This is a genomic window from Pseudomonas sp. EA_65y_Pfl2_P74 (assembly GCF_963970575.1).
Lineage (GTDB): Bacteria > Pseudomonadota > Gammaproteobacteria > Pseudomonadales > Pseudomonadaceae > Aquipseudomonas > Aquipseudomonas baetica_A.
This window is the reverse complement of the sequence record NZ_CAXAOQ010000020.1, coordinates 83,355-106,703: the sequence shown is the minus strand read 5'-3', so window position 1 is coordinate 106,703 and position 23,349 is coordinate 83,355. Positions and strand designations below refer to the sequence as shown.

Sequence of the window (23,349 nt, the reverse complement as noted above, 5' to 3'; positions counted from 1 at the left end):
GTCTAAAACGTAGAAAATACGCTTGCTGAAACGTTTAATCTAGATTGATCGGCACGTTACTCGATAATGTCTCATCCTTGAAGTCCAACTTGTCGGATGCGCGCCGGCAATAGTCGTCTGTCCTAATCGGGTAGGATTGGCGAAAATTTCGCGGCAAGCTCGAAAACACAAGGAAATACCGGGTTGAAACTCAGTGATATCGCGCGGTTGGCCGGAGTGTCCGTGACCACCGCCAGCTACGTCATCAACGGCAAGGCCGAACAGCAACGCATCAGCACCGCCACCGTCGAGCGTGTGCGTGCGGTGGTCGAGCAGCACGGCTTCACGCCCAACCCTCAGGCGGCCGGGCTGCGCAGTCGGCATACGCGCACCTTGGGGTTTATCCTGCCGGATCTGGAAAACCCCAGTTATGCGCGAATTGCCAAACTGCTGGAACAAGGTGCGCGGGCGCGCGGCTATCAGTTGCTGATCGCCAGTTCCGACGATGCGCCGGACAGCGAGCGCCAATTGCTGCAACTGTTCAAGGCGCGCCGCTGCGATGCATTGATCGTCGCCAGTTGCCTGCCGGCCGGTGACGACAGTTATCGTCAGTTGCAGGCCAAGGGGCTGCCGATCATTGCCATCGACCGGGTCATGGAACCGGAGCATTTCTGCTCGGTGATCAGCGACGACCGCGAAGCCAGTCTGCACCTGACCCAGAGCCTGCTCGATCCGCAGCCCAAGCAGATCGTGTTGCTCGGTGCCCGTGCTGAGCTGAGCATCAGCCAGGAGCGTGCCGCCGGTTTCAAACAAGCCCTCGCCGATTTCCAAGGCGAAGTGCTGGTCGAACACGCCGAATCGTTCAGCCGCGAATGCGGCAAGCAATTGATGGAAGAGCTCCTGCAACGCCTGGGGCATTTGCCTGACGCGCTGGTGACCACGTCCTACGTGCTGTTGCAGGGGGTGTTCGATGCGCTGCATGACTTCCCGCTCAAGTCGCGGCCGCTGCGCCTCGGCACGTTCGGCGATACGCAGTTGCTGGACTTCCTGCCGCTGCCGGTCAATGCCATGGCCCAGCAGCACCAGTTGATCGCCGACAAGGCGCTGGAACTGGCCCTGGCGGCGGTCGAGCAGTCGGAGTACAAGCCCGGCGTGCAGGCCATCGCGCGGACCTTCAAGCAGCGTATTCACCAGGGCTGAACCGTGGAGTTGATCGACAGCCACACCCACCTGGATTTTCCCGATTTCGACGCCGATCGCTCGGCGTTGCTGGCCGAAAGCCGCGCCCTCGGGGTGCGGCGGATGGTGGTGCTGGGCGTCCATGAGGGCAACTGGCAACGGGTGTGGGATCTGGTGCAAAGCGATGCTGATCTGTACGCGGCGTTCGGTTTGCACCCGGTGTATCTGGATCAGCATCGCCCCGAAGATTTACAGACACTCGGCGACTGGCTGACGCGGTTGCGCAGCCATCGACAGTTATGTGCGGTGGGCGAGATCGGTCTGGATTACTTCATCGAAACCCTCGACCGCGAACGCCAACAGGCGCTGTTCGAGGCGCAGTTGCAACTGGCGGCGGACTTTGAATTACCGGCGCTGATCCATGTACGCCGCAGCCACGCGGCGGTGATTGCCACGCTCAAGCGTTTTCGATTGAAACGTGCAGGGATCATCCACGCGTTTGCCGGCAGCCGTGAAGAGGCGCGCGAGTACATCAAACTCGGTTTCAAACTGGGTTTAGGCGGCGCGCCGACCTGGCCGCAAGCGTTGCGCATGCATCGGGTGCTGGCGGATCTGCCGCTGGATTCGATCGTGCTGGAAACCGACTCACCGGACATGCCGCCCGCGATGTTTCCCGGCCAGCGCAACAGCCCGGCGCACTTGCCGGCGATCTGCGAGGCGCTGGCCGCACTGATGAACATCAGTGCGCCACAACTGGCCGACGCCAGCACGGCCAACAGCTGCGAAGTGTTTGGCTGGTAATCAGTCGCCGTGAGCCTTGGCGGCTTCTAGCACCAGCGTCAGATGCTGGCGCTGACGCGCGTATCGAACGGCAACGAAGTACAGAAAAATAGTTATCAGCGACGCATTCAACTGCTCGGTGACGCTCAGCAGCCCTATCCACTCCATCACCAACGCCAACAGCAACGCAATGCACGCCGTTATTGACACGCCAAAGCGCAACAACGCCAGCGAATCGAGAGACTTGAAGCGTTTGATCTGTTGCGGGCAGCGCAGCTCCAGGCTTTTGTGGCAATGCTGGCAGGTGAACGGTTCATTGATTGCGATGGCATTGAGTTGCCAGGGCTTGAGCACCAGGGTGATCTGGCAGTGGGCGCAGTGGCCCTGGATGCCCAGAGCTGCAACAGTCATTAGCGGCCTTCTCCATGCAGCCTTGTGAAGCGTGATCTTGGTTGATCGAAGGCGAAATGCCAGAGCATGGAGAAAAACAAGAAATGTCTTACATAGGCTGGCAAGCAAGGACTACAAGCCATTCAGACAAAAAACCGGACCTGTGGGAGCGGACAGCCCACGCCCACAGGAAACAAGGTGTTTCATGAATCAGACGCGAAACGCGCTGATCAGGTGTTTGAGTTCCACGACTTGAGCCGACAACGCCCGACTGGCGTTCTCGGTCTGGTGCGCGCCTTGCGCGGTACGCTCACCGGCGCGGTTGATCTCGACGATGTTCTGGTCGATGTCATGGGCCACCGCCGTCTGCTGCTCCACCGCAGCGGCAATCTGCTGGTTCTGATCGACGATCATGCCTACAGCGCCGAGTATATTTTCCAGCGCCTGCTGGACCTTTTCCGACTGCCCCACCGTGCCATTGGCCATCTGATGACTGACACCCATGGCTTTGACGGCGGCACCGACGCCGCCGTGAAGCTTGCCGATCATCTGCTCGATTTCTTCAGTCGATTGCTGCGTGCGCTTGGCCAGCGTGCGAACTTCGTCCGCCACCACCGCAAAACCTCGCCCCTGTTCCCCGGCCCTGGCCGCTTCGATTGCGGCGTTGAGCGCCAACAGGTTGGTCTGTTCTGCAATGCTTTTGATCACTTCCAGCACGCGACTGATCGATTGGCTGTCGCTGGCCAATTGGTTGATCACCTGCACTGACTGGTCGATTTCGCTGGCCAGCGCAGCAATGCTGCCCTGCTGCGACTCAACCAGGCAGCGCCCACTGACTGTCTCTTCATTCACGCTGTGGGCGCTGCTTACCGCTGCTGCGGCACTGCGTGCCACCTCCAGCGAGGTGGCCGACATCTGGTTCATCGCGGTCGCCACTTGCTCGATCTGCGAGCGTTGCCCGGCGACAGCTTGATTGCTTTGTGCAGAGACATCCTCCACTTGCCCGGCCTGACGCTCGACTTCGCCAACGGTTTGGCCGACGCGCTCGATCAAGTCATGAATCTTCTTCACCGTGCCGTTGAACACCTCGCCCAATTCGCCCAGTTCATCGCGGCTATTGGCCTTGAAATTAACCGTCATGTCGCCTGCCGCCACCTTGTCCATCATCGCGCCGAGGCGCTTGAGCGTGGTGCGGGTCGAGGCGTAGAAGCCGCCGTAGAGATAGAAGATCAGCACAAACACCACCGACAACGCCACAGCCTGCAAGACCATGTGCGTGCGGTTTTGCACCAGGCGCTGCTGCAATTGGGTGTCGAGGAATTTCAACGTCGCTTCGTTGAGCAGGTAGGTTTTGTCCATCAGAACGGTGACCTGGTCGTAAAACGCCTGCCACGGCGCATCCAGGGTGTCGGCCATCACCACTTGCTCTTCGAACAACTCGCTGGCCTCTTTGAGCGACGCCTTGCTGCTGTCGGCCTGAGCACTGAGGGCTTCACGCGCCACGTTGCTGGCGCCGAGGGCATCCTTCAATTTCAAACCGTACTCGGCCTGGAGCTTTTCGATCTGCACCAGCAACTCGTCAAAACGGGTGCTCGACGAACTGTTGAGAAAACCCTGGCCCAACGAGTACGAACCCATGGCCCGACCGTCGCCAAGGGTCTGCGTGACGGTCGGAGTGATCAGGGTCACCAGTTCGCTGAGCTGACGGATATCGCCCTGGTTGTCGCGGCTCAACCCGGCCTGACTGCTGATGATCTGGCTGAAAATCTGCGCACTGGCCAAGAGCTTTGCGATCAGGGCGCTTTTGCTTTGCAGCGAGCGTTCCGCTTGCTGGGCTTTGAATGCAGCCAGCATTTCATCGCGCTTGCCGTCGAATACCTTGATCTGCTCAGGATCGTCGCTCATCGCCGTCAACCCTTGCAGACGAGCCAATACCGTCTGTTCGAGGGTGGTGATCTGCGACTCGACGTTACTCGCCTTACCGGACTGGCCGAGGGTGACGTTGATTTGCACCAGATTGTTGAGGGTCTCCAGATCCCGGCGCAAGGCCAGGCTGCTGCCCAGCAGGTCGAGGCTCTGCAATTCGACTCGGGTGCCCTGAAACTCACGATAGGAATCGCGTACCAGATAGAAATTGGTCACCAGCATCGGCACCAGGAACAGCACGCTGATCAGGCTGAACTTCATACCGAAGCTCAGACGGTTCATCAGCGAGACGGCGGGATAGAGCAAGCTCTTCACTGGAAGTCTCCCTTGGTTTTTCTTGTTTTTATTGGCAGGCGCGGGGCGACAGCAGATAGCCACTATCGAGCGCCATCTCTGTATAGCTCAAAACGAAGGGAGTTTTTGTAACTTAAGGTTAACGGCGGGGTGTGCCGAGGGAAATGACTCCCTCGGCACCCTCTATCAGTGAATCAGAACTGTCCACAAGGCAAACCCGGCAAACCACAGCACCGCCGCACGCAGCAGCAGTTCCCACAGGCAATCAAGGGTGTTGATGCCTTCAGGGCCCACCGCAGGTGGCGGGATCTCCCCCGCCGCCAATCCGACCTTGTTGATCAGTTGCGCAGCACTGATGTTCCAGTTCAACAGTTCATGCAGCATCACCCGACTGACCGCAACGAAGTTGCCCACCAGGGCAAAACTCGCCGCCAACAATCGCACCGGCACCCAGTCGAAGGCATGGCGCAGTTGCGCGGCCCGTTCAACCAGTGCCGGGTTCTGGCCATGTTCTTCGGCCAGCGCCAACAAGCGATAGGCCAGCGCAGCCACCGGGCCGAGCACGAAATACCAGAAGATCACCGCAAAGAAGCTCTGATAGGCCTGCCACAACAAATGGCCCTGGACCTGATCGAGCAATTGCTCGCCACTGTCGGCGCAGATATCCAGATCACGCTTGGCAACATGGGCCGCCGCTTGCAGATCCTCACGGCGCCAGGCATCGCGAAACGGCCCGAGACCGCCCAGCAAGTCGCCGCGCCCCAGACTGTAAATCACCACCAGTAAGTGCACCGGCAAGGCCAGCAAGCCATAAGCCACAGGCTCCAGCACCACCAGCAACAAGCCGAGCAAGGCCACCGGCAGCAACACCAGAATCGTCAGCACCAGCCACGGCCGATTGGCCAATCGCGCGCTGCTTTCGAGTTTGTTCAGTTCGCGGATCCATCCGCCATCGCGTTGAACCCGATGGCGCAGGGCCGAGAACTTCTCGACCCAGACTGCCAGCAGTAACACCAGAAAACTCATTGTCCTTCCTCTTGTGCCAGGGCAGCGCGGTAACGCGCCCAGTCGAATGCCGGGCCAGGATCGGTCTTGCGCCCGGGTGCAATGTCGCTGTGTCCGCAGATGCGTGCGCCGGTGATCGCCGGAAATGCTGTTTGCAACTGCCGCGTCAGCCTTGTCAGTGCCTGATATTGCGCATCGGTGAACGGCAGATCATCGGTGCCTTCGAGTTCGATGCCCACGGAAAAATCGTTACAGGTTTCGCGTCCGTCAAAAATCGACACGCCCGCATGCCACGCCCGCTCAAGACAGGAGACAAACTGGGTGACCTTGCCGTCACGCTCGATCAGAAAATGCGCCGAGACTCGTAGGTCGGCAATACCTGCAAAGTAGGGATGTTCGGTGACATCCAGACGGTTCTGGAAAAATGCCTGCACCTTGCCGGTGGCGAATTGCGCAGGCGGCAGACTGATGTTGTGGATCACCAACAGGGAAATTTCGCCCGCAGGGCGTTCATTGAAGTTGGGCGATGGGCAGACCTGCACCCCGTGACACCACCCGCTAGCGGGATCCAACTGCATACCGATTCCTTCAACGCCGACTGTGTTGGCGCCCAGTATGCCGTGATCGGCCCCCGGCGCGCGATCACTTGGCGCGATTGAGTCGCCTCAGATTGCCCAGCACCGACTCCAGCGCCCGGTCGAACAACAAGGTGTCGTCCAATGCGCGTACCGCACCACGGCGAAACTCAAGGGCCAGGCCGATACGGCTGCGCTCCAGCACTTTCATCCCGGTGCGGTCGACAAACACATACTTGCCGGTGGCTTCGATGATCGCCGCGAGTTTGCAGCGCAGGGTATGTTCCTCATCTTCCTCGAACGCCACCCAACTGCCCAGACGCAGTTGAGCGACCTGACGCAGCCCGGCGTCATCGCAAGGCAAACGAACCAGCGCCATGCCGTCCTCATCAGCGGTTTGCAAGACGATCTGCTGCGACACCTCGACCAGCGCCGTGGCCTCATCCGCCTCTGCGGAACGCTCCAGCACGCGAACATGCAAGGCTTCGAGCTCACTGAAAAATTCGCTGGTGGCAAACGGGTCGAACGCCGAACCGTTCAGGCCATCACGCAATGACTTGAGCAACCCCGGTACCAGCGCCAGCAGACGCAGGCTCGATTGCTCGTCTTCATGCCGTTGCACGCTCCAGATCAGTTGCGTCATGGTTTGCACATCGGCCTGCCATTCGGCGGATTGATCGCCATGCTTGAGGCAGGTCAGCAGCAGCACTTTGCTCCAGGCGTCCTGCACGAACGTCACCACCGACGGTGGCAGGACTTTACCCAACAGTGCCTGATTCAGCGCCTGCTCGACTCGGCGCCGCGCCAGGTCGGTTTTCGCCCGGCCCTCTTCTGCATCGCGTAATCGCTGTTCGAGCAACTCGCTGCGACGACGTTCGTCGCTGGTGAAAGCGAGGAAGTCGGCCAGCAACTCGGAGAAAATCGCCGGGTCATCGACAAAATCCGTCAGCAAGCGCTGCACCACTTGTTCGATACGCTGATACAAACTGTCGCGCGCATCACCGTCACAATTGCCCCAGCCCATCGCCGCGTCGGCGATTTCGTTGAGCAATCGCCGCGCCGGATGGCTGCTGCGGCTGAAGAAACTCTTATCCAGCACCGCCACCTTGAGCATCGGGATTTGCAAGCGGGCGATCAAGGCCTTGAGGAAGTCCGGCAGATTGCGGTCATCGAGAATGCAGTCGAACACCATGGCAATCAGGTTGATCACGTCTTCGTCTGCGCCGCCGACAATCCGCGATTTGCCACTTTTGACACTGACCCGCGTCAGCAACTGTTCGAGCTGATTGCGCAGATCGAAATCGTCTTGCGCTGCCAACGCCGGCACGTATTGCTGCAAGTGTGACAGCAGGCGCAGCAGGTCGCGGGTGGTGATCGGCTGGGCGCAAACGCTGGGTTCCAGAGTCGGCGCGACACTGCCGCGCACCTGCAACAACAACGCCTGCAGCGCGGCGAAGACTTCCTGCACGCTGTCGTCCGCGGGCGGCGGGCCCTGGCTTTCTTCGCTGTCCACCGTGGCCGCAGCACGATCGATAGCTCGCCGCGCCGGTGCCGGTTTCAGGTCCGGCAACACTCCAGTTGCGCTGAGCAGTTGATTGGCTTCGGCATAAAGTTGTTCCGTGTCCGCCAGTACATAGCGCTCGAACAGTTTAAGCAGGATCAACTTGACCTTGATCTCCACGCCGAGGTTGCGTCCGGCTTGCAGGAAATACTCGCAGAGCAGCGCCGGGCCGAGCGGGTTGGTTTGATCGTCAAGGGTGTTGCCGAGCAGCGCGTTGAACCGGGTGCTCAGTTGATCGAGCGCGAAGCCATCGCGCTTGAGCACTCGACCGACCATGGTTTCAACCGCCACATTGCGCTCCATGTCATCGGTGCGCGGTGCCAGGTCTTCGTAAATCAGGGCGTGCGGTAGCGTGTTGTGCGTGAAATCGTATTGAGTGAGGCCGACAAAGGCTTCGAAGAACTGTTCGAGAAAGCCGCGCTCAATGTTCTTGCGCTTGAGGCGCAGGTCGCGCATGGCTTCGAAAAAGATATTCTGCTCGACGTCGTTGCGTGCGCGGTCGGCCATTTCAAACAAGGTGTCATCGGCGTTATCGAACAGCTCCTGCAAACCCTGGCGAAGTTGCTGGGCAGCCTTGTCGCGAACCTGAAGCAGAATCACTGGCAGGCGGGCGAGCGGCGAGTGATTCGCCTGATCGGTAGCGGCCTTGTGCAAAGGCACTACTTTCCCGTCGTTGTGCATCCAAGCCTCCTGGAACGGTGATTCTTCTTTGAGCACAAACCTCGAGCGCAGGAGATGTCAAAGCTATGACGTCAAATGCAAGGCGGATTATCTTGCAAAAGATGTCTCCAGCGCCAGAGGCGTCAGGGTTTCCCCTATGCCCGCCTACCTTGCAATGACCGCGCGTTCGCCGGGTTTGCTCACATAAAATCGACCGAATGCAGACCAGCACGCGCGTTCCCGCCTTGGGTTGGTTCGTGCCATGCCCCTATAATCGACCCACTTTGTTTGTGGAGCCCGTTATGCCGAATCTACGTCTCGCCGATTTGACCGCCGAAATCGAAGCCAACGTGCGCCGTGCGTTGCTCGAAGACATCGGCAGCGGCGACATCACCGCGCAACTGATCCCGGCCGAACGCCTGGCCAAAGCCACCATCATTACCCGGGACGCGGCCGTCATCTGCGGCACCGCGTGGGTCGATGCGGTATTTCGCCAACTCGATCCACGGGTGGCCGTGCATTGGCAGGTGACTGATGGCGAGCGGGTGAAGCCCAATCAGCCGCTGTTTCATCTGGAAGGCCCGGCCCGTTCGCTGCTGACCGGCGAACGCAGTGCTCTGAATTTCCTGCAACTGCTCTCTGGCGTGGCAACGCATGCGCAATACCTGGCAGACTTCGTGGCCGACACTCAGGTCAAGCTGCTCGACACCCGCAAGACCCTGCCGGGCCTGCGCCTGGCGCAGAAATACGCGGTGACCTGCGGCGGTTGCCATAACCACCGCATCGGTTTGTACGACGCGTTTCTGATCAAGGAAAACCACATCGCTGCCAGCGGCGGCATCGCGCAAGCCATTGCCGCCGCGCACAAGATCGCCCCGGGCAAACCGGTGGAAATCGAAGTGGAAAGTCTGGATGAGCTCAAAGCAGCACTGGCGGCCGGCGCGGACATCATCATGCTCGACGAACTGAGCCTGGACGACATGCGCGAAGCCGTGCGCCTGAACGGCGGCAAGGCAAAACTGGAGGCCAGCGGCGGTATCAACGAAAGCACGCTGCTGCCGATCGCCGAGACCGGGGTCGATTACATCTCGATTGGCGCGATGACCAAGGATGTCAAAGCGGTGGATCTGTCGATGCGCCTGAGTCTCTAAGACCTTCACGCGATAAAAAACGCCAGCCCGGTTGAGGCTGGCGTTTTTGTTTCAGACCACCAGATTATTCATCTCGCAATACTCTTGCCACTCGACGCCCAGCACTTCGGCCGCCTCTTTGTGCAGCACCAGACGCTGCGCCTCGAACTCCTCTGGCGTGCTCGTGTACTTGAGCGTCAACTCCCACGGCTGCAAGCCCTGAGCTTCGGCTTCGTCTTCGAACGCCCACTGGATCTGATCTTTCTGATCATCGGGACTGAGATCCTTGATCTCTTCCAATAGCTGCGGCGCATCGAGTTTGTATTTCTCCAGCGCTTGTTCGTGACGTTGCTCTTGAGTTAATTCGGTCATGGCGTTCTCGCTGATCGTAAGAATGGAGGATGGATCTGGATCATCAAGGATCTCTCTGACGCGGTTTGTCCGGCCTTCGGAACCATTCGGGATCATCTGAAAACTGCTGGGCGATGCTCATGCAGGCACCGAATATAGGACGTTTGCATGACGAATTACACGGCTCTTTACATCTCTCCCACAAAAAGTTGACCTGCGGAACATAACGGTGGATTTCGAGTCATAGCGATGTGCCACTTCGGCACCCTCTCCGCTGTTCACAAGGAAAACCAGTGATGCGCAGCTTTTCGAAGATGTCCTCCATTGTCTCCGTCACCACTTTAATGGCTGCACTGGCCCTGCCGGCCAGTGCAATGGCCGTTGAACTGAGCACCAGCAGCCCCTCCTATGGCGACAAGGTTTCTCTGATTCACAACGATTACGGCAAAGAGGTCGTCATCAGAAGCGACATCAGCATCGATGAACTGAAAAAGATGCGCGACACCGTCAATGATCAGTCGCGCCAGATTGAAGAGCTCAAACGCAACAGCGGTTCGAGCAGCAGTGCCAGCAGCAAGGAAATCGATGAGCTGAAGAACAAAGTCAAAGAGCAGGATCGTGAATTGGACACACTTGGCCGTCAGGTCGAAGACCTCAAGCGCAACAGTGGCTCGAGCTCCAGCTCGAACAGCAGCGAGATTTCAAACCTGAAGCAGAAGATCAACGATCAGGATCGGGCGATGGACCAGCTCAAACGCACCGTTGAGGATTTGAGCCGCAAGGTGAAATAAGGGGATGGTGCCCGAGACAGGAATCGAACCTGCGACCTTCGCGTTACGAGTGCGTTTTTTGAATCAGCGATTGCTGGCCCGGCCCAGCATAATCAACGATTCAGCGTCTGGTTGAGTCCGCCAAAACAGACCCGTATAGTCGTTTTTGCTGTCACCTTGCTGTCACGGACGCTCATGCATGAAAACCAAGATCACCGCCAAAATTCTCTCGGGCATCCAGCCTCAAGAAAAGCAATTCCGCATTCATGATACCGCCCAGCCGGGCCTGTCGATCCGAGTGTTGCCCAGTGGACACGCCAGCTACATCGTGAGCTGGGGCAGAAACAAAGCCGCCACCCTAGGCCGAGTAGGGATGATGACTCTCGATCAGGCCAGGACTGAAGCCGCGCGCTGGCTTGCAGAAGCGCACGCCCACGGCACGCCGCTGATCGCCGCCAAGAGCAGTCGCCGGAGCGCGCACACGCTCCAGTCATACCTAGAGGACAGCTACTACCCGTGGATGGAGACACACCACAAAACCCACCAGAAAACGCGGCATGCCATAGAGTACAGTTTCGCCACATTGATGGGGAAAACCCTGTCTGAGATAACCCAGCACGATCTGGAGGCTATGCGGGTGAAGTGGCTCGCTGCCGGCCTGAAAGACGCTACAGCAAATAGGAAACTGGCCGCCCTGCGCGGAGCCATTTCCAAGGCTGTCGAATGGGGAATGCTTGAGCAGCATCCGATGACGAAGCTCAAGCCGATGAGGCTCGATACTCGGGGGCGAGTTCGATTCCTGTCAGTGCACGAGGAGCAGCGCTTGCGCCAAGCGCTAGACGATCGAGAGGAGCGAATCAGGGCCGATCGCGACAGCGCGAACAAATGGCGCGCCGAGCGGAGAAAGGAAGAGCTGCCGGACTTGAGAGAGAGGGCGTTCGCTGATCACCTGAAACCCATGGCCATCATCAGCATGAACACTGGTCTTCGCCGGGGCGAACTATTCAATCTGAACTGGGCAGACATCGACCTGCAGCAAAAAACACTGACCGTCGCCGGCGAGGGGGCAAAGTCCGACCAGACGAGGCACATTCCGCTGAACAAGGAGGCTCTCGTGGTGGTTAAGGCCTGGAGGGATCAATCAAGCGGTGCGCGGGTCTTTCCCAGCAAAACCGGTGGTGTCATGGATAACGTCAAAAAGTCTTGGGATGGCGTGCTGAAGGCTGCAGGCATAAGCGGTTTCCGCTGGCACGATCTGCGCCACACCTTCGCCTCAAAGCTAGCTATGAAGGGAGTGCCGCTCAACACGATTCGCGATCTGCTGGGGCACGCCGACCTCAAAATGACCCTGCGCTATGCCCATCTGGCACCTGACAGCAAGGCGGAAGCAGTGGAGCTCATTTAGTTTTGGACTGCTCGCGCATTTTTTTGTAGTCCTCGTAAGACGGCTCAAGCGGCTTATTGTTTGCCAGAAACCGTACGTACTCTTCGACGATCGCCCACTCCTGCTCCACCAACTCGATGTTAACAAGGGGGCGTCTTTTCGGCTGAAATCCAAACTTTTCAATGGAGCCGTTTAGGTCTCCGAAAACATCGTACTCACCATCAAAGTACTTATCGCCAGTGATGAACATCGCAATCATCCCGAGCTCTTCACCGGCAAAATCCGGCCCCAGCGCTCCCACACGCAGCTTATAAAGTATTTCGTTTTCAGACCAAATTGCAGTAAAGGCGATCATAAAGCTGATCGTCTCTTGGTCTTTGCTACGCGGTTTAAAAGGATTTTTGACGGTCCGATCATTCAAACCGTTCTCCACGCACGCTTCCAAAATCTTCACGATCTTTTCATTGCGCGAAGATGCCGCCAACTCGAGCGCCGCCTTTAAATAAGGGTCGACCCTAGCCGAGAGAACAACCTTTTTTGAGCGGTTTGCCATCGCACAACTCCAAAACGTCTACAAACTTTATGCTTGCAGATGATGTTACTTACAAATAGGATGCTTACGTCCGGACGAGTATCGTACAGTCCGCCCCATCGATCAAGGATAAACATATGAACCAAGCAGAACAGTTCGCACCGCTGTCGGTGAGCGTTGAAGATGCCGCAAGAATCGTCGGCCACTCGCGGTCCGGGATATACGAACTAATAGCTAGCGGAGACCTGAAAGCGTTCAAGCTAGGCCGGCGGCGCTTGATTCTGATGACTGAACTTAAAGCTTGGGTCGAGCGCGCTGCCCGAGAAGGTGCGCGATGAGAGGGAGAAGTGTCGAGTCAGTGTTTGCACCACTGACTCGACGTATCACATCGGAATGCTTTGGGAAGCCACAGATGAGACAGATCGATTCTACTGCCCGCACTTGGACGAACACCAGCGCCTCAACTCGCCAGCAATGCGGTAGCCAGAAAGCGCCTCGGAATAAACCGCAGGCATACCAAAATTCAGAAGTGCGCTGGCCGCTTTCCCCCGATATGAAATTCGTCGCGATACGTGAAGTTTTCTAATTCAGATTTGCGGTGCTTTCCCCAGCTTTGGGGTGAGCGTCCGCGCCTGCCTGTGAGCTTCTAATGGCCAGAAAGAAAGGCTACAAGGTCGATTTCGGTGGCGGTCGTGTACTGGCGCTTCCATATCGGCTACTGGCTCATCCTGCATTCGACAATCTAACGCCTAAAGCAATTGCCGTACTCATAAAGCTGGCCAGAAATTACAACGGTCGGAATAACGGCGATCTCGCGTGCACCGTCGAAATGCTGGCCAAAGGAAGGCCTATGGATGCAAAGACACTCGCTTCCGCTCTACAGGAACTTCTGGATGTTGGACTTATCGTTCGCACTCGGGCGTATAGGAAGGGTCGTGAAAAGGGAATGGCACGTTGTGCGCTGTACGCGATCACTTGGGCGGCAGTAGACGAGTGCCCAGGGAAAGACCTGGAAGTGAGACCAGGTCCCCCTACATTCAAGTTCATCTGATTTCGAATTTTTCGGTGGGATTTTTTCCGCCTGCTACTGGGATTTTTTCCCACTCAGCATTGGCGAAATGTCTGGTTGCGTCCGGTCGTTCAGGCGTACCGAGCATCTACTGGGATTTTTTCCCAGTGGTTTTCCCGTAAACCGGGGCTTTCAGGGCATAGCAGTAAACGGAAAAAATCCCAGTCTTATTAAATTACCACCACCGGGTTTATTTATATGGGCATCAAGACCTACAAACAGTCTCGCTGCGCTCATGGTCACACGGCCAAATGTAAGCGTGTTGGAGGCTTCACCTTTCTTGTTCTCGACTTCCTTCCTTGGACACTGATCGATATGTGCCGCCCATGCGCGGAGGAAGTGAGGAAAGATTTGATCTACCAGGTTGAAAAGGGCAAAAGCAAATAGTCGTCGCCTGCCCTCAAACGAAAAAGGCACCACCCTGTAACGGGGTAGTGCCTTGGTTACCACGAAGCTTTCGTAGTCTGTCAGTCGATGTCTGTAGGAGCGAACTGCTCAGCACCAGCCCGCAGTGAACGCAGACCAATCACCGCCGCCCGGGCCACTCGGTCGATGAAGCCCGTTTCCAAACTCGTGCACCGCCCTCCCATTCCCACGATCGCGAACTGGATCGCATGAAACGCTTCTGTTTCATCGTGAGCAGCCAGTTCGAAAATCTCGACATCGAAGCAGGCGATGCCCTTCTCCCAATCCCCTGGCACGCCGTAGTTGTATCGAGGCCAATTGATGAGCCGGCCGACATCATCGCGCTTTGTGAAGCTCAGGTCGTCCCGTGATCGAATAGAGGCGCTCATTGGGCCACCTCCACCGCGTCGAGCGACTTCTGCATCTGCTCGACTTCACTGTCGACGTAATTCGCCCAGTCGTAGCCAAGGAAACTCCCGAGACTGGCTAGCTCTTCGATGTCGTGCGCCTTGCCGTGCTTCAAGTCTTTCGTAATGGCGTTGAACAACACCCGCATATTGCTGATGCGTTCGTGCGTTGCGCGTAGCAGCTCAAGGGCTTCGTCGGCGATACGAGCGGTAGGCTGGCTCATTTCACACCCCCGGCGCTGATACCGTGGAATGGAGTGGCGCAAGGCACTACCTTCACGCTGATCGCACCGAGCATTCTCAACGGAGCCAAGTCGATCAGCTTGATGCTTGCCGAAAGGCTCATAGAGCCGATGATTTCCCCACTCGCATCGAGGATTTGGATGGTATTCTGTTTAGATTGCATGACGTGTACCTTCAAGTTGTGTCCTGCGATAGCCAGCCCGGTGGTAGCACACCGGGTTGGCACCTTCTTAAATGGGCCATTCCCACGTTTCACCACGCAGAAACGTCAGCCCGGTTCCTGCCTGTTCTTCTCGTCAACCCAGCCCATAGCCCAGCTCAGTGGATGCCTCGTATTCATCGGCTCGCATGGCTGACCATCTAATGCTGCAATCCTCCCCTGCTCCTCTGCCTCCTTGTGAATCCATAAAGTTCGTTGAACGAACCCTGCTTCTCGCTGCCTCACTCTGAATTCGCGTTGACGCTCGGCCAGGCCTTTTGGCTTCTTCTCTTCTGTCATGACCACCTCGTTACCCGTAACGTAGATCAATAATGCCATTCCGTTACGGGTAACACAAGACGAGTTGCGCAATTTTTAGATCACACGGACGGTCGCCCTGACATCGCGCCATACCGGACGTGCCACCTGAGTCTTTCCGGACTTCTCACTTGGCCAAGCTGGGCCAAAACTCAATGCGAGATGGCAGCACGGATTGCAGTTTACTCATTCCCCCTACACCGTGAATCAGACTTCGAACCTGATCACGAGGAATTTCAATGACTTCACTCTTAACTGAGTCATAGAAAATAAATGCCTCATTCGTGCGAAGCATTAATTGATATTGCTGTAGTGGTTTCTTCTCGCTCCCTTCTTCACGAAGCTGAACCTTTACGGAGTAACCTCCCCCATAGCCAAGCACCCGAAGAAGCTCGGAATACTTTACCGGAGAAAAAATCAAATAAATACAAAACAAGAAATACACGACAGTGGAAACAATAGAAATCCAATAAATCAATCTTGGCCTCAACATTACCAAGACCATCAAAAAACTGTAAAGAAATAGAGATACCGCAATCAAAGCATTAAACTCAACCGCTACTCCATCAACAGTCCTAACCTCAAAATAGTGAAACAACGCCCAAACGCCCAGTAATATGAGCGTAGCAAATCCCAACGAGAAAATCGCAACCTTAATATTTGACTGAGCGCGCACAATAGCGACAAATCCGCCAAACTGTAATTGGGAGTCAGGGATCGGACACTTAATAAGCTTACCAACGACAGTCGGCAAGTAAGTTACGAGATCAACATGCCAAGCAATGACTTTCCAAAAACCAGCCGAAACCACAAATACCAACGCCCCAGTAAGCAGCAAAAAAATACTACCAAAAGCAACAGCAGGCCTTAAATAAGGTATACCTTCAAGTGGCGGCCTAATACCATACTGAATAGCATAATTATAAGTAGCATACTCCGACAAATAACCTAATAACCCTGCCCCTCCGAGCACTCCGAGAAACGCAGAAAGAACTAACTTTATCGGCAAAGACCAAGGTAGAACACGCCGCACCCACGCAACAATCCTTTCTTTATACATATTCCCTCACGTAAACTGTTATCTATTATGTTTAGTGCAATTACCAAGCATATTTGGAGCCTCTCCCACCAAAATCTGAGTCTTCCCCTAGCGGTAAGGATTGGTCTGCATCATGACTAGCTATACACCTCACTCCAAGGACTCCTCTGACGCAGTCAAATATGAGTAGACCCCTCCCAGACAAAAGCCCCGCGACATCACGATCTCGCGTTGAAATATCTCGAGATGTGACGCGTCAGTTTCAGTGAGACGTTTTTGTCTCGCTGATGTGTCTTACTGATGTGTCTCATCTCAGTGTTTCTTCATAAGGTATCGTCTGCCGGCGCAGCCCAAGGAGGTACGTCTATACTAATAGTTTGCAGACTGCCGTCACTATCTTCAAGCCACGTAACTCTTCTTCCTTTGACAGGCATTACCACCTCTAGAGGACAACCTAAAAAAGACTTCAGCATCTCGGCCATATCCTCAACCTCCCACGCTCCAAAAACTGGCTCTGAAGACAAACCAGCGATTGGGAGTACGCTAAAATTAATGCGTCCGGGAGACTCCCCAATCATAACTTTTGGAGTGCGATTTAAGACCCTGGCTTTCATGAACAGATTTGCCCCGAGCTCTGCGAATTGCAACGGGTGAAGTGCACGTCCCTGGTACCGAGGAAAAAACTCCATTCCAGAAGGTGTTTGCGCCCCCATATCAAATGCAGCTAAAATACCAACCTTTCCCAGCCTAAGATAAAGAGTTCGATTTACGACATCGTCTTTATAATCAAACTTTAGATCTGCATTGGAAGGTTCTTGAACGTCAAAAACAAAAATTGAAGCAGGGATATCACTGTCGACAACCGAGAACCCCATAGGAACGCGGCATGATTGAAGTATAAAATGAAGCAATTGAAACTGCTCCATATCGTCAGCACTGAGTATATTGCCTGCAGCTTGATTCCTACGATCAATAGGCAAGAACAGTTCACGATAAAGCAAACCATAAAATATCTTTAGAACCCAAAGCAGTAAACGCCCTCGATCCATCGTTGCGACTTCAGCAGCGCCAATTAGAAACCGCTCTCGAACCTCCCTTTCAATATTTGAAAGATATTCATTGTTGCATGTTTGACAACACGGAATAACTAGATTCCTATACGCTACTGTGGTGCCGTTGAGCAAAGTTAGCGGGCGATCACGGAGAGCAAAGTGACGCAGCAACCATTTAGGAAAAACGTGCTCTCGACTCCTCTGGTTATTCTCAACATGATTACCACATAAAAAGCAGGTGCTTTCTGAGAAATCGTGATCTCGGATAGCGCTATATAGGGATGGGGTAGGCACCTTCTGCTCCTTGAACCGTGACTTCGTGAATCGACCGTGACTCGCTATAGTACAGCGCCATTGACCTGACAGCAGGCTAGAGCAGGGCAATCTCGTCGCAGCGGGTATCTTGGGGAAGCTGCATCGCAGCATTCAGGGAAAGGATGAAGTCGAATGCAACTCAACGTCAGCGGCAAGCGGATTTTCGGCAACGGGATAAGCTTCGAGGGTGAATACCCCGCCCTCCAAGCGGTGCTGATCAACGAGCGAGTGATGGTGATATTCGACTGGATGGCCTTTGAGAGGAATATCCCTGCTCGAAACCTCTTCTGCTATGACCACTTCGGCAATCTTCTATGGCGCGCGCCAGATATTGGAATGGGGGCCGTTGATGCCTATACCGGCGTGATGAACGAGGAACCGCTGTGGATTGGGAACTTTGCTGGCTGCAGTTGCCGGATCGATGAAGCGTCTGGCCAGGTGCTAGAGACTCGCTTTACGAAATGACTGGCTCACATTTGAGCGATCCGGACCAAAGTGGGATTCCCTCACTTTGCCCTGGCCGCGAACCACCGAGGATCTCTCTGTAGTTCGAAATTCCCACGGTCCAGTGGTATTTCCCCAGTGGGGGATCTCGCCGATTGAGAAAAGGTCTCCACCGACGGAGTAAACCTGCCCCTCAAAAGATCAGAAGCCTGTCATCGGTACGCGACACGTTTTCGTAATTTGCAAAACGTGTCGCGCTTACCGTCTAGCGAATTTTTCTAGCATAACCTTTCTTGACGACGCGGTTAATGTAGCTATTGAGGCCTCGGCCGGCCCTAGCCAGTCGGTGCATTTCTGCAATAGATCCCGGCCCTGCACTTTGGTTGGTATAGAGGTATTGCGAACGGTCGTTGAACTCGACAGTGATAGACCCATTACCTATCTCGAATGCAGCAACATTCGAGTCTCGTCCTAGATTGCTGTAGCGCTCCATTACCTATCCTTCGCGTAAGTGGTTCGTGAGCAGGCCAACCATTCGGCCTGCAGTCATGACGCTAGCCCAATATCGACACCTGTCCAAAAGCAAACGCTTTATCGTGCTGGATGCACTCGGTAGAAGTCAGCGAGTATTGAGCTTCAACAACAGCGCCGTATCACTTTGCCTGCCGGCGACTTACTGCAACAAAATCCTCCCTCCTATGCCGCCCAGAATCAACTATTTCAGTCCCGTTTAATCTGGTTACGTGTAGCACCTTAGGTGCACCCAAAAAACACTGGATATAAGATCAGATCATGCCTAATGTGGGTTTGAAGCCAATTCAAATCCACTCGAGGCCATCCTATGAACACAGCCAAGACCGCTCGAGGTCGACAACACAAACCGACTCGCTCAGAGGTAGCCGCGGCGTGGGGTCGCCTGCGCGACGCTGCCAGCGAAGGAAGCATCCAGGCATCCGCCCTCCTCATCGCGCTTGCGGAAAATAAACCGGTCATTGCCATGGAATCGCCCGCCGCATGACTGAGCGCGACAAGAGCGGGAAATGGAAGCCAGGGCAGTCAGGCAACCCTGGTGGACGCTCCGGGCAAACACAGGAGCTTCGCGCTCGACTTGCCGAGGGTGCGGATGCAGTTACAAAGAAGGTGCTTGCGGCTGCCAAGAAGGGCGATATGCAGGCCTGCCGATTAATCCTTGAGCGCCTTGTCCCGCCGATCAAACCCACTTCTGAGCCAGTGCAATTCGAACTCGACGACACGGACTTGCCGAGTGCAGCCAAATCAATCATGCGCGCCGTCGCCAGCGGACAACTGGCGCCCGACCAGGGCAAGTCGCTCATCGAAGGCTTGGGCGCCGTAGCCCGGGTAATCGAAGTCGCTGAGCTTCAAAAGGCCGTCGAAGAACTGCGCACGCAAATGGAGGGAATGCAGCAATGAGCATCAAATCATTGAAAGCAGAACTGCAAAGGATCGCTCAGAAGATCGGCGCCGCAGATGAAACAGTGCTGCTGATTGTGCTCGCGGTGATCCGAGCAAATACAAGAGAGATCCAAGTGGAAGAAGACTTTCCGAAAACCGCTGGGCACCAGGTCGACTATCGAATTCAGGGGCGGAATGTATCGATGTTCTTCCCCTTCGCAGAGATGGATAGCGACCAGGGTGAGCAGATGGCGAAAGCCATCATTCTTCACACTCGACAAATTGAGCGCACCGGCCGGACAGCTCAAGTCGGCATTCTGGATATGCGCGTCGCCCCCGAGGAAGGGGCTTGGATCGTTACCTGGCCTCCTGAAGGTGTCTCGGTTGAGCAGCACGCTGCAGAGCAATACCAGCGGATCGTGGAGGCGCGCAATGAACATCCGTAACCAAATCGCCCGCTTGAAGCAGACCGCCGGCGACTCCCAGTTTAGCAGCGACGTTCGGCAGATCAGTCAGCTGATGGACGAGTTGAGCGCCGAAGCCGTCGGCGGTGCCGCTGCCACCGGGGAAGCCTCTCTTCTCGAAATTTTCAACGCCTCTACGTCCTCCGACCGCCCTATCCCTTTCCCAAACAATCCAAAGGTAACGCAATGAAAATCGGCAAACGTTCTGTTCTCAAGGTCGGCCTGGCCAACCTTCACTACTCCGAATACGAGCACTCTCGCATTGAGGCTCACACCTTTTCTATCCAGCGTGCGGACGGGACCAAAGGTGTATGGCAAGCCGGTGGCTTGATGAAGTCCGCTCGCCAGCTTCAAACACTAGCGCTGGAGACCTTCAAAGACTTCGGTGAAGAGATCGTCTCGATCCGGGAAAACAAAGATTTCAACTCGTCCGCGATCGAGCGCTTGAGCAAAGAGAAAATCGCAGGCGTGACAGACGCCCTACTTCCTGCAATGCAGTCTGTCGCGAAGGATATGCTCACCCTGGCCGAAACCGTCACCAAAGGCTTCTCTCCTGTCACTCCGCGCGCGAGTAGCGATATCGCAGGCTTTCTCGCAGACCAAGAACTGAGAGCCCTTGTGCGAGGCCTCAGTCCGGAAGAACGCCGCAACCTCATGTCCGAAGCGCGCCAAGGTGGTCACCCCGATATCGTCGAAGCAGTGCTAAGAGCAAATCCGATGCTATCTGGCCTCAATTCTGAAGCAGCAGCGAGCCTGTCCAGAGCGGGCATTGCCGCCTCTCGCGCAGATGATATTGACGCTCTTCGTCAAATGCTGGCCGTCTACGACGACGTGCTCGCCACCACTTCGCAGGTCGGCGTGTCGCTCAGCGGGATGATAGCAAACTCGACAGGCTACGCAGGTCGATTCGAAAAATGGCGATCGGGGTGTGACGGCTCGGAATCTTTGCGCGCTTGGCTTGAAAAGATCCCGGCTCGAGGAAAGCCAAAGGCTGCAGCGGAAGAATCCGAAGCCGCGTAATCGAATCGAAGTGCGGCTGCCACAATGCAGCCGCCAGCCAGGAGCATAGACCTTTTGACCACCTACCAAGAGCGCTTCGCCGATGCGTGCAAGACAGATGGCTTCGCGTCGTATCCACTCAAACAAGGTCCCGACTCTGGCTACGTGGTGTGGGATGTCCAGCACGTCCGCGACGGCCGAAAAGTGACGATTGACGGGCCGTTTTTCACCGAGGACGAAGCCCGGGTGTCGGCCGATCTTCTACGCGGTACCTTCCGGGGCGCCAGGGCCTACCAGGGCATTTACGACCGGATCTGGAACTACGACCCGCGTCATGAACAGGTGACGGTCGACCAGGCGCGTATGTCGCGCTCGCTGCTCGCTATCCGATTGGGCGTTTCGGTACCCAACAACAGCGCCCAGGGCGCCAAGGAGTAACCCATGGCTATGGCCACCAACTACGGCGCCAAAACCCGAATCCTACTCGGTGGATCGGCCGGGAAGCTGTTCGGGCGTGAACACATTTACGAACTTTCCACCGGCGACACCCGGGAAGCCGTGAAGGCGATCGACGTAAACCATCCCGGCTTCGCGAAGTACCTCACTGACGCAAAAATGAAGGGCCTGGAGTTTGCGGTGTTCTGCAACAGAAAGAACATCGGCGAACAGGAGCTGAAGATGGGCGGAGCAAAGGAGATCCGAATCGTGCCGGTGATCACGGGCAGTAAGCGCGCCGGTCTGCTGCAAACAATCCTCGGTGTCGCCCTAATCGTCATGAGCCCCTTCACGAATGGTGCAACGTTAGCGCCGGGTATCGCCCTGGCAGCGGGCGGCGTGATCCAGATGCTCAGCCCGCAGGCGACCGGCCTGAAGCAAAGCGCATCCCCTGAAAACGCTCCGTCCTATGCCTTCGGAAGCGCCAAGAACACCACGGCCAGCGGCAACCCTGTGCCGATCTGCATCGGCGAGCGCCGGTGGGGCGGTATCATCATTTCGGCGTCGATCCACGCCGAAGACAAGACCTAGCCGACCTGATGTAAAGTCAGCCCTCCAAACATTGAGGACGAATCATGCACAGGATTTTGCCAACTACCGCCGCCATCGCGCTGATTGCTGGATGCTCAAGCACTCCAGTGGATTCTGGCTCCGCCAAGCGAGTGCCGGCCGATCGCGTCTACGCCTATCAGGCTGAGGCGCCGGGCGGTGCGACGCTTGTTGTCAGTCGTGACAATGGATTTTGGGCGTCTGGTGGATGCTTCGCTACGTTGCTCATTGATGGGAAGAGAGCGGCCCGCCTGGATACTGGAGAGGTGGCAAAATTCCACATCAAGCCAGGTCGACATATCGTCGGCATCGGCGGTGATGAGGACGGTAGCGGCCTGTGCGCGATGCAGATCGGCCAACCTGTGAAGGAAACGGCAACAGAGATCTCTGCCGGCGAGCTGCAGAAGTACCGTATATCTGGCACGCAGAACGGCGTAGATATCCGCCCTAGCTCTATCTAAGTCATTACTGGCAATATGCCTCGTCACCCACAATGCATCTCTTTGATTACAACCGAGACGATGTGTATCAGGAAGATGAGACGACAATGGCTGAGAGCTTCGTGGCTTACATCGACGAGTCAGGAGACGAGGGGTTCAAATTCAACCCTGATGGAACTGGCTCGTCCAGGTGGTTCATCTTATCCGCCGTGGTGGTCAGAAAAATAAATGACCCTCAGATAGTAGACGGTGCAAAGCGCGCACGTGAGGCGCTGAAATTTGCGCCAAAGCAGCAAATACATTTTTGCAAGCTAAGGCACGAGCAGCGCGTGCCAGTTGCGCGAGTGATCGGGAATTTGCCAGTGAAGACTGTGAGCATTCTGATTCACAAACCCTCCATCGCTGATCCCGAAAATTTCCAACAGGACGCATACTCCTTGTACCGATATGCAAGCCGTTTGCTGCTTGAGCGCATATCTTGGCTATGCAGAGATAACAGGAAAAAGGACGGTGGGGACGGCCGAGTTCAACTCATATATTCCAATCGTTCGGCAATGTCTTACGAGGATCTTCGAGCCTATATTTCGCAGCTCCATCACAAACCAAACGGCCAAGCCATCAGCATTGACTGGGACGTAATCGATGAAAACATGGTGCGGGCCGTCAATCACGAAAAAATGGCAGGACTGCAGTTAGCTGATGTAGTTGCTTCCAGCATTTACCAGGCAGTAAACCCGAACCGTTACGGAGATACCGAGACGAAGTACTTTGAAATGCTGGCCAGAACGGTGTACCAACGCAAATCAAAACACGAAGGATATGGCCTCAAATTCTGGTGCGATGATTCCGAGGTTGCTAGAAAAATCTGCAATTTACTCCCGAAAACGTAAATTTCAGGCAAAAAAAAGCAGGCCCTGAGTTCGAGGATCCCACCCATTCCGGGCTGTCGCTGTCTCCAGCAACCTCTACTAATCTCACGCTT

General features: G+C 55.8%; 27 protein-coding genes and 1 pseudogene. 16 read left to right on the top strand and 12 right to left on the bottom strand.

The genetic code is table 11. The features are described from left to right. The first annotated feature begins 183 nt into the window (after positions 1–183). Positions 184–1,179, top strand: a complete 996-nt coding sequence (gene cra, locus AACY18_RS17475) for a catabolite repressor/activator (RefSeq protein ID WP_339431707.1) — start codon at positions 184–186, stop codon at positions 1,177–1,179. Positions 1,180–1,182: 3 nt separating this feature from the next. Then, on the top strand, positions 1,183–1,959 hold the full coding sequence (locus tag AACY18_RS17470; protein ID WP_339431706.1) for a TatD family hydrolase: 777 nt from the start codon (positions 1,183–1,185) through the stop codon (positions 1,957–1,959). Here AACY18_RS17470 and AACY18_RS17465 read toward each other — a convergent pair whose 3' ends face one another. The 5 genes and pseudogenes from AACY18_RS17465 to AACY18_RS17445 all read right to left on the bottom strand — a co-directional run bounded on the left by AACY18_RS17465 (position 1,960) and on the right by AACY18_RS17445 (position 8,370). Continuing rightward, entirely contained in the window at positions 1,960–2,349 is a 390-nt protein-coding gene (locus AACY18_RS17465; RefSeq protein WP_339431705.1) for a hypothetical protein, read from the bottom strand. 189 nt (positions 2,350–2,538) lie between these two features. After that, positions 2,539–3,111, bottom strand: a pseudogene (locus tag AACY18_RS28140) (methyl-accepting chemotaxis protein); the annotation flags it as partial. 1,623 nt (positions 3,112–4,734) lie between these two features. Further along, positions 4,735–5,574, bottom strand: a complete 840-nt coding sequence (gene ampE / locus AACY18_RS17455; protein ID WP_339431703.1) for a regulatory signaling modulator protein AmpE — start codon at positions 5,572–5,574, stop codon at positions 4,735–4,737. After that, positions 5,571–6,131 carry a 1,6-anhydro-N-acetylmuramyl-L-alanine amidase AmpD gene (ampD, locus tag AACY18_RS17450; protein ID WP_339465507.1) on the bottom strand — a complete coding sequence of 187 codons (561 nt, stop codon included), beginning with the start codon at positions 6,129–6,131 and terminating at the stop codon, positions 5,571–5,573. Before ampD ends, ampE begins: the two co-directional genes overlap by 4 nt. 64 nt (positions 6,132–6,195) lie before the next feature. Continuing rightward, a complete protein-coding gene (locus tag AACY18_RS17445) occupies positions 6,196–8,370 on the bottom strand; it encodes a DUF1631 domain-containing protein (protein WP_339465505.1) in 2,175 nt (724 codons plus the stop codon). Between the two features lie 281 nt (positions 8,371–8,651). Here AACY18_RS17445 and nadC point away from each other — a divergent pair, with 281 nt between their 5' ends. Next, positions 8,652–9,500: a carboxylating nicotinate-nucleotide diphosphorylase gene (nadC, locus tag AACY18_RS17440; protein ID WP_339431701.1), complete on the top strand. Its 849-nt coding sequence runs from the start codon at positions 8,652–8,654 to the stop codon at positions 9,498–9,500. Positions 9,501–9,551: 51 nt separating this feature from the next. Here the strand turns inward: nadC and AACY18_RS17435 are convergent, their stop codons facing one another. After that, positions 9,552–9,851, bottom strand: coding sequence for a DUF6388 family protein (locus AACY18_RS17435; RefSeq protein ID WP_339431700.1), 300 nt, complete (start codon positions 9,849–9,851; stop codon positions 9,552–9,554). Positions 9,852–10,126: 275 nt separating this feature from the next. Between AACY18_RS17435 and AACY18_RS17430 the strand changes: the two genes are divergently transcribed. Then, on the top strand, positions 10,127–10,621 hold the full coding sequence (locus tag AACY18_RS17430; protein ID WP_339431699.1) for a hypothetical protein: 495 nt from the start codon (positions 10,127–10,129) through the stop codon (positions 10,619–10,621). Between the two features lie 178 nt (positions 10,622–10,799). After that, positions 10,800–12,005: a site-specific integrase gene (locus AACY18_RS17425; RefSeq protein WP_339465503.1), complete on the top strand. Its 1,206-nt coding sequence runs from the start codon at positions 10,800–10,802 to the stop codon at positions 12,003–12,005. Here AACY18_RS17425 and AACY18_RS17420 read toward each other — a convergent pair. Next, the gene (locus AACY18_RS17420; protein WP_339465501.1) at positions 11,998–12,537 is read right to left on the bottom strand and encodes a hypothetical protein; all 540 of its coding nucleotides are present in this window, start codon (positions 12,535–12,537) and stop codon (positions 11,998–12,000) included. The genes AACY18_RS17425 and AACY18_RS17420 overlap by 8 nt on opposite strands. 116 nt (positions 12,538–12,653) lie before the next feature. Between AACY18_RS17420 and AACY18_RS17415 the strand changes: the two genes are divergently transcribed. Both AACY18_RS17415 and AACY18_RS17410 read left to right on the top strand, forming a co-directional pair. Further along, entirely contained in the window at positions 12,654–12,854 is a 201-nt protein-coding gene (locus tag AACY18_RS17415; RefSeq protein WP_339465498.1) for a helix-turn-helix domain-containing protein, read from the top strand. Between the two features lie 311 nt (positions 12,855–13,165). After that, positions 13,166–13,567, top strand: a complete 402-nt coding sequence (locus tag AACY18_RS17410) for a hypothetical protein (protein ID WP_339465497.1) — start codon at positions 13,166–13,168, stop codon at positions 13,565–13,567. Positions 13,568–14,052: 485 nt separating this feature from the next. On the opposite strand, the gene AACY18_RS17405 is transcribed toward AACY18_RS17410, so the two are convergent. The 5 genes from AACY18_RS17405 to AACY18_RS17380 form a co-directional block, all read right to left on the bottom strand. Next, a complete protein-coding gene (locus tag AACY18_RS17405; RefSeq protein ID WP_339465496.1) occupies positions 14,053–14,379 on the bottom strand; it encodes a hypothetical protein in 327 nt (108 codons plus the stop codon). Beyond that, positions 14,376–14,621: a hypothetical protein gene (locus tag AACY18_RS17400; protein WP_339465495.1), complete on the bottom strand. Its 246-nt coding sequence runs from the start codon at positions 14,619–14,621 to the stop codon at positions 14,376–14,378. The genes AACY18_RS17405 and AACY18_RS17400 overlap by 4 nt, the downstream gene beginning before the upstream one ends. Then, positions 14,618–14,803 (bottom strand): hypothetical protein, encoded by a 186-nt coding sequence (locus AACY18_RS17395; RefSeq protein WP_339465494.1) that lies wholly within the window; start codon positions 14,801–14,803, stop codon positions 14,618–14,620. The genes AACY18_RS17400 and AACY18_RS17395 overlap by 4 nt, the downstream gene beginning before the upstream one ends. A gap of 481 nt (positions 14,804–15,284) precedes the next feature. Then, positions 15,285–16,217, bottom strand: coding sequence for a hypothetical protein (locus AACY18_RS17385; RefSeq protein ID WP_339465491.1), 933 nt, complete (start codon positions 16,215–16,217; stop codon positions 15,285–15,287). 302 nt (positions 16,218–16,519) lie between these two features. Continuing rightward, positions 16,520–17,542, bottom strand: coding sequence for a hypothetical protein (locus AACY18_RS17380; protein WP_339465489.1), 1,023 nt, complete (start codon positions 17,540–17,542; stop codon positions 16,520–16,522). Positions 17,543–17,695: 153 nt separating this feature from the next. Between AACY18_RS17380 and AACY18_RS17375 the strand changes: the two genes are divergently transcribed. The 9 genes from AACY18_RS17375 to AACY18_RS17335 all read left to right on the top strand — a co-directional run bounded on the left by AACY18_RS17375 (position 17,696) and on the right by AACY18_RS17335 (position 23,257). Beyond that, complete coding sequence (locus tag AACY18_RS17375; RefSeq protein ID WP_339465488.1) at positions 17,696–18,028, top strand: hypothetical protein; 333 nt, start codon at positions 17,696–17,698, stop codon at positions 18,026–18,028. Between the two features lie 993 nt (positions 18,029–19,021). Next, entirely contained in the window at positions 19,022–19,438 is a 417-nt protein-coding gene (locus AACY18_RS17370) for a DUF5681 domain-containing protein (RefSeq protein WP_339465486.1), read from the top strand. Further along, the gene (locus AACY18_RS17365) at positions 19,435–19,866 is read left to right on the top strand and encodes a hypothetical protein (RefSeq protein WP_339465484.1); all 432 of its coding nucleotides are present in this window, start codon (positions 19,435–19,437) and stop codon (positions 19,864–19,866) included. Before AACY18_RS17370 ends, AACY18_RS17365 begins: the two co-directional genes overlap by 4 nt. Further along, entirely contained in the window at positions 19,853–20,074 is a 222-nt protein-coding gene (locus AACY18_RS17360; protein WP_339465482.1) for a hypothetical protein, read from the top strand. Before AACY18_RS17365 ends, AACY18_RS17360 begins: the two co-directional genes overlap by 14 nt. Next, positions 20,071–20,904 (top strand): hypothetical protein, encoded by an 834-nt coding sequence (locus tag AACY18_RS17355; protein ID WP_339465481.1) that lies wholly within the window; start codon positions 20,071–20,073, stop codon positions 20,902–20,904. The genes AACY18_RS17360 and AACY18_RS17355 overlap by 4 nt, the downstream gene beginning before the upstream one ends. Positions 20,905–20,958: 54 nt before the next feature. Continuing rightward, positions 20,959–21,321, top strand: coding sequence for a hypothetical protein (locus AACY18_RS17350; RefSeq protein ID WP_445261960.1), 363 nt, complete (start codon positions 20,959–20,961; stop codon positions 21,319–21,321). 3 nt (positions 21,322–21,324) lie between these two features. Then, on the top strand, positions 21,325–21,909 hold the full coding sequence (locus AACY18_RS17345) for a tail assembly protein (protein WP_339465479.1): 585 nt from the start codon (positions 21,325–21,327) through the stop codon (positions 21,907–21,909). 44 nt (positions 21,910–21,953) lie between these two features. Beyond that, positions 21,954–22,388: a hypothetical protein gene (locus AACY18_RS17340; RefSeq protein WP_339465478.1), complete on the top strand. Its 435-nt coding sequence runs from the start codon at positions 21,954–21,956 to the stop codon at positions 22,386–22,388. A gap of 86 nt (positions 22,389–22,474) precedes the next feature. Beyond that, positions 22,475–23,257: a DUF3800 domain-containing protein gene (locus AACY18_RS17335; RefSeq protein WP_339465476.1), complete on the top strand. Its 783-nt coding sequence runs from the start codon at positions 22,475–22,477 to the stop codon at positions 23,255–23,257. Positions 23,258–23,349 lie beyond the last annotated feature (92 nt).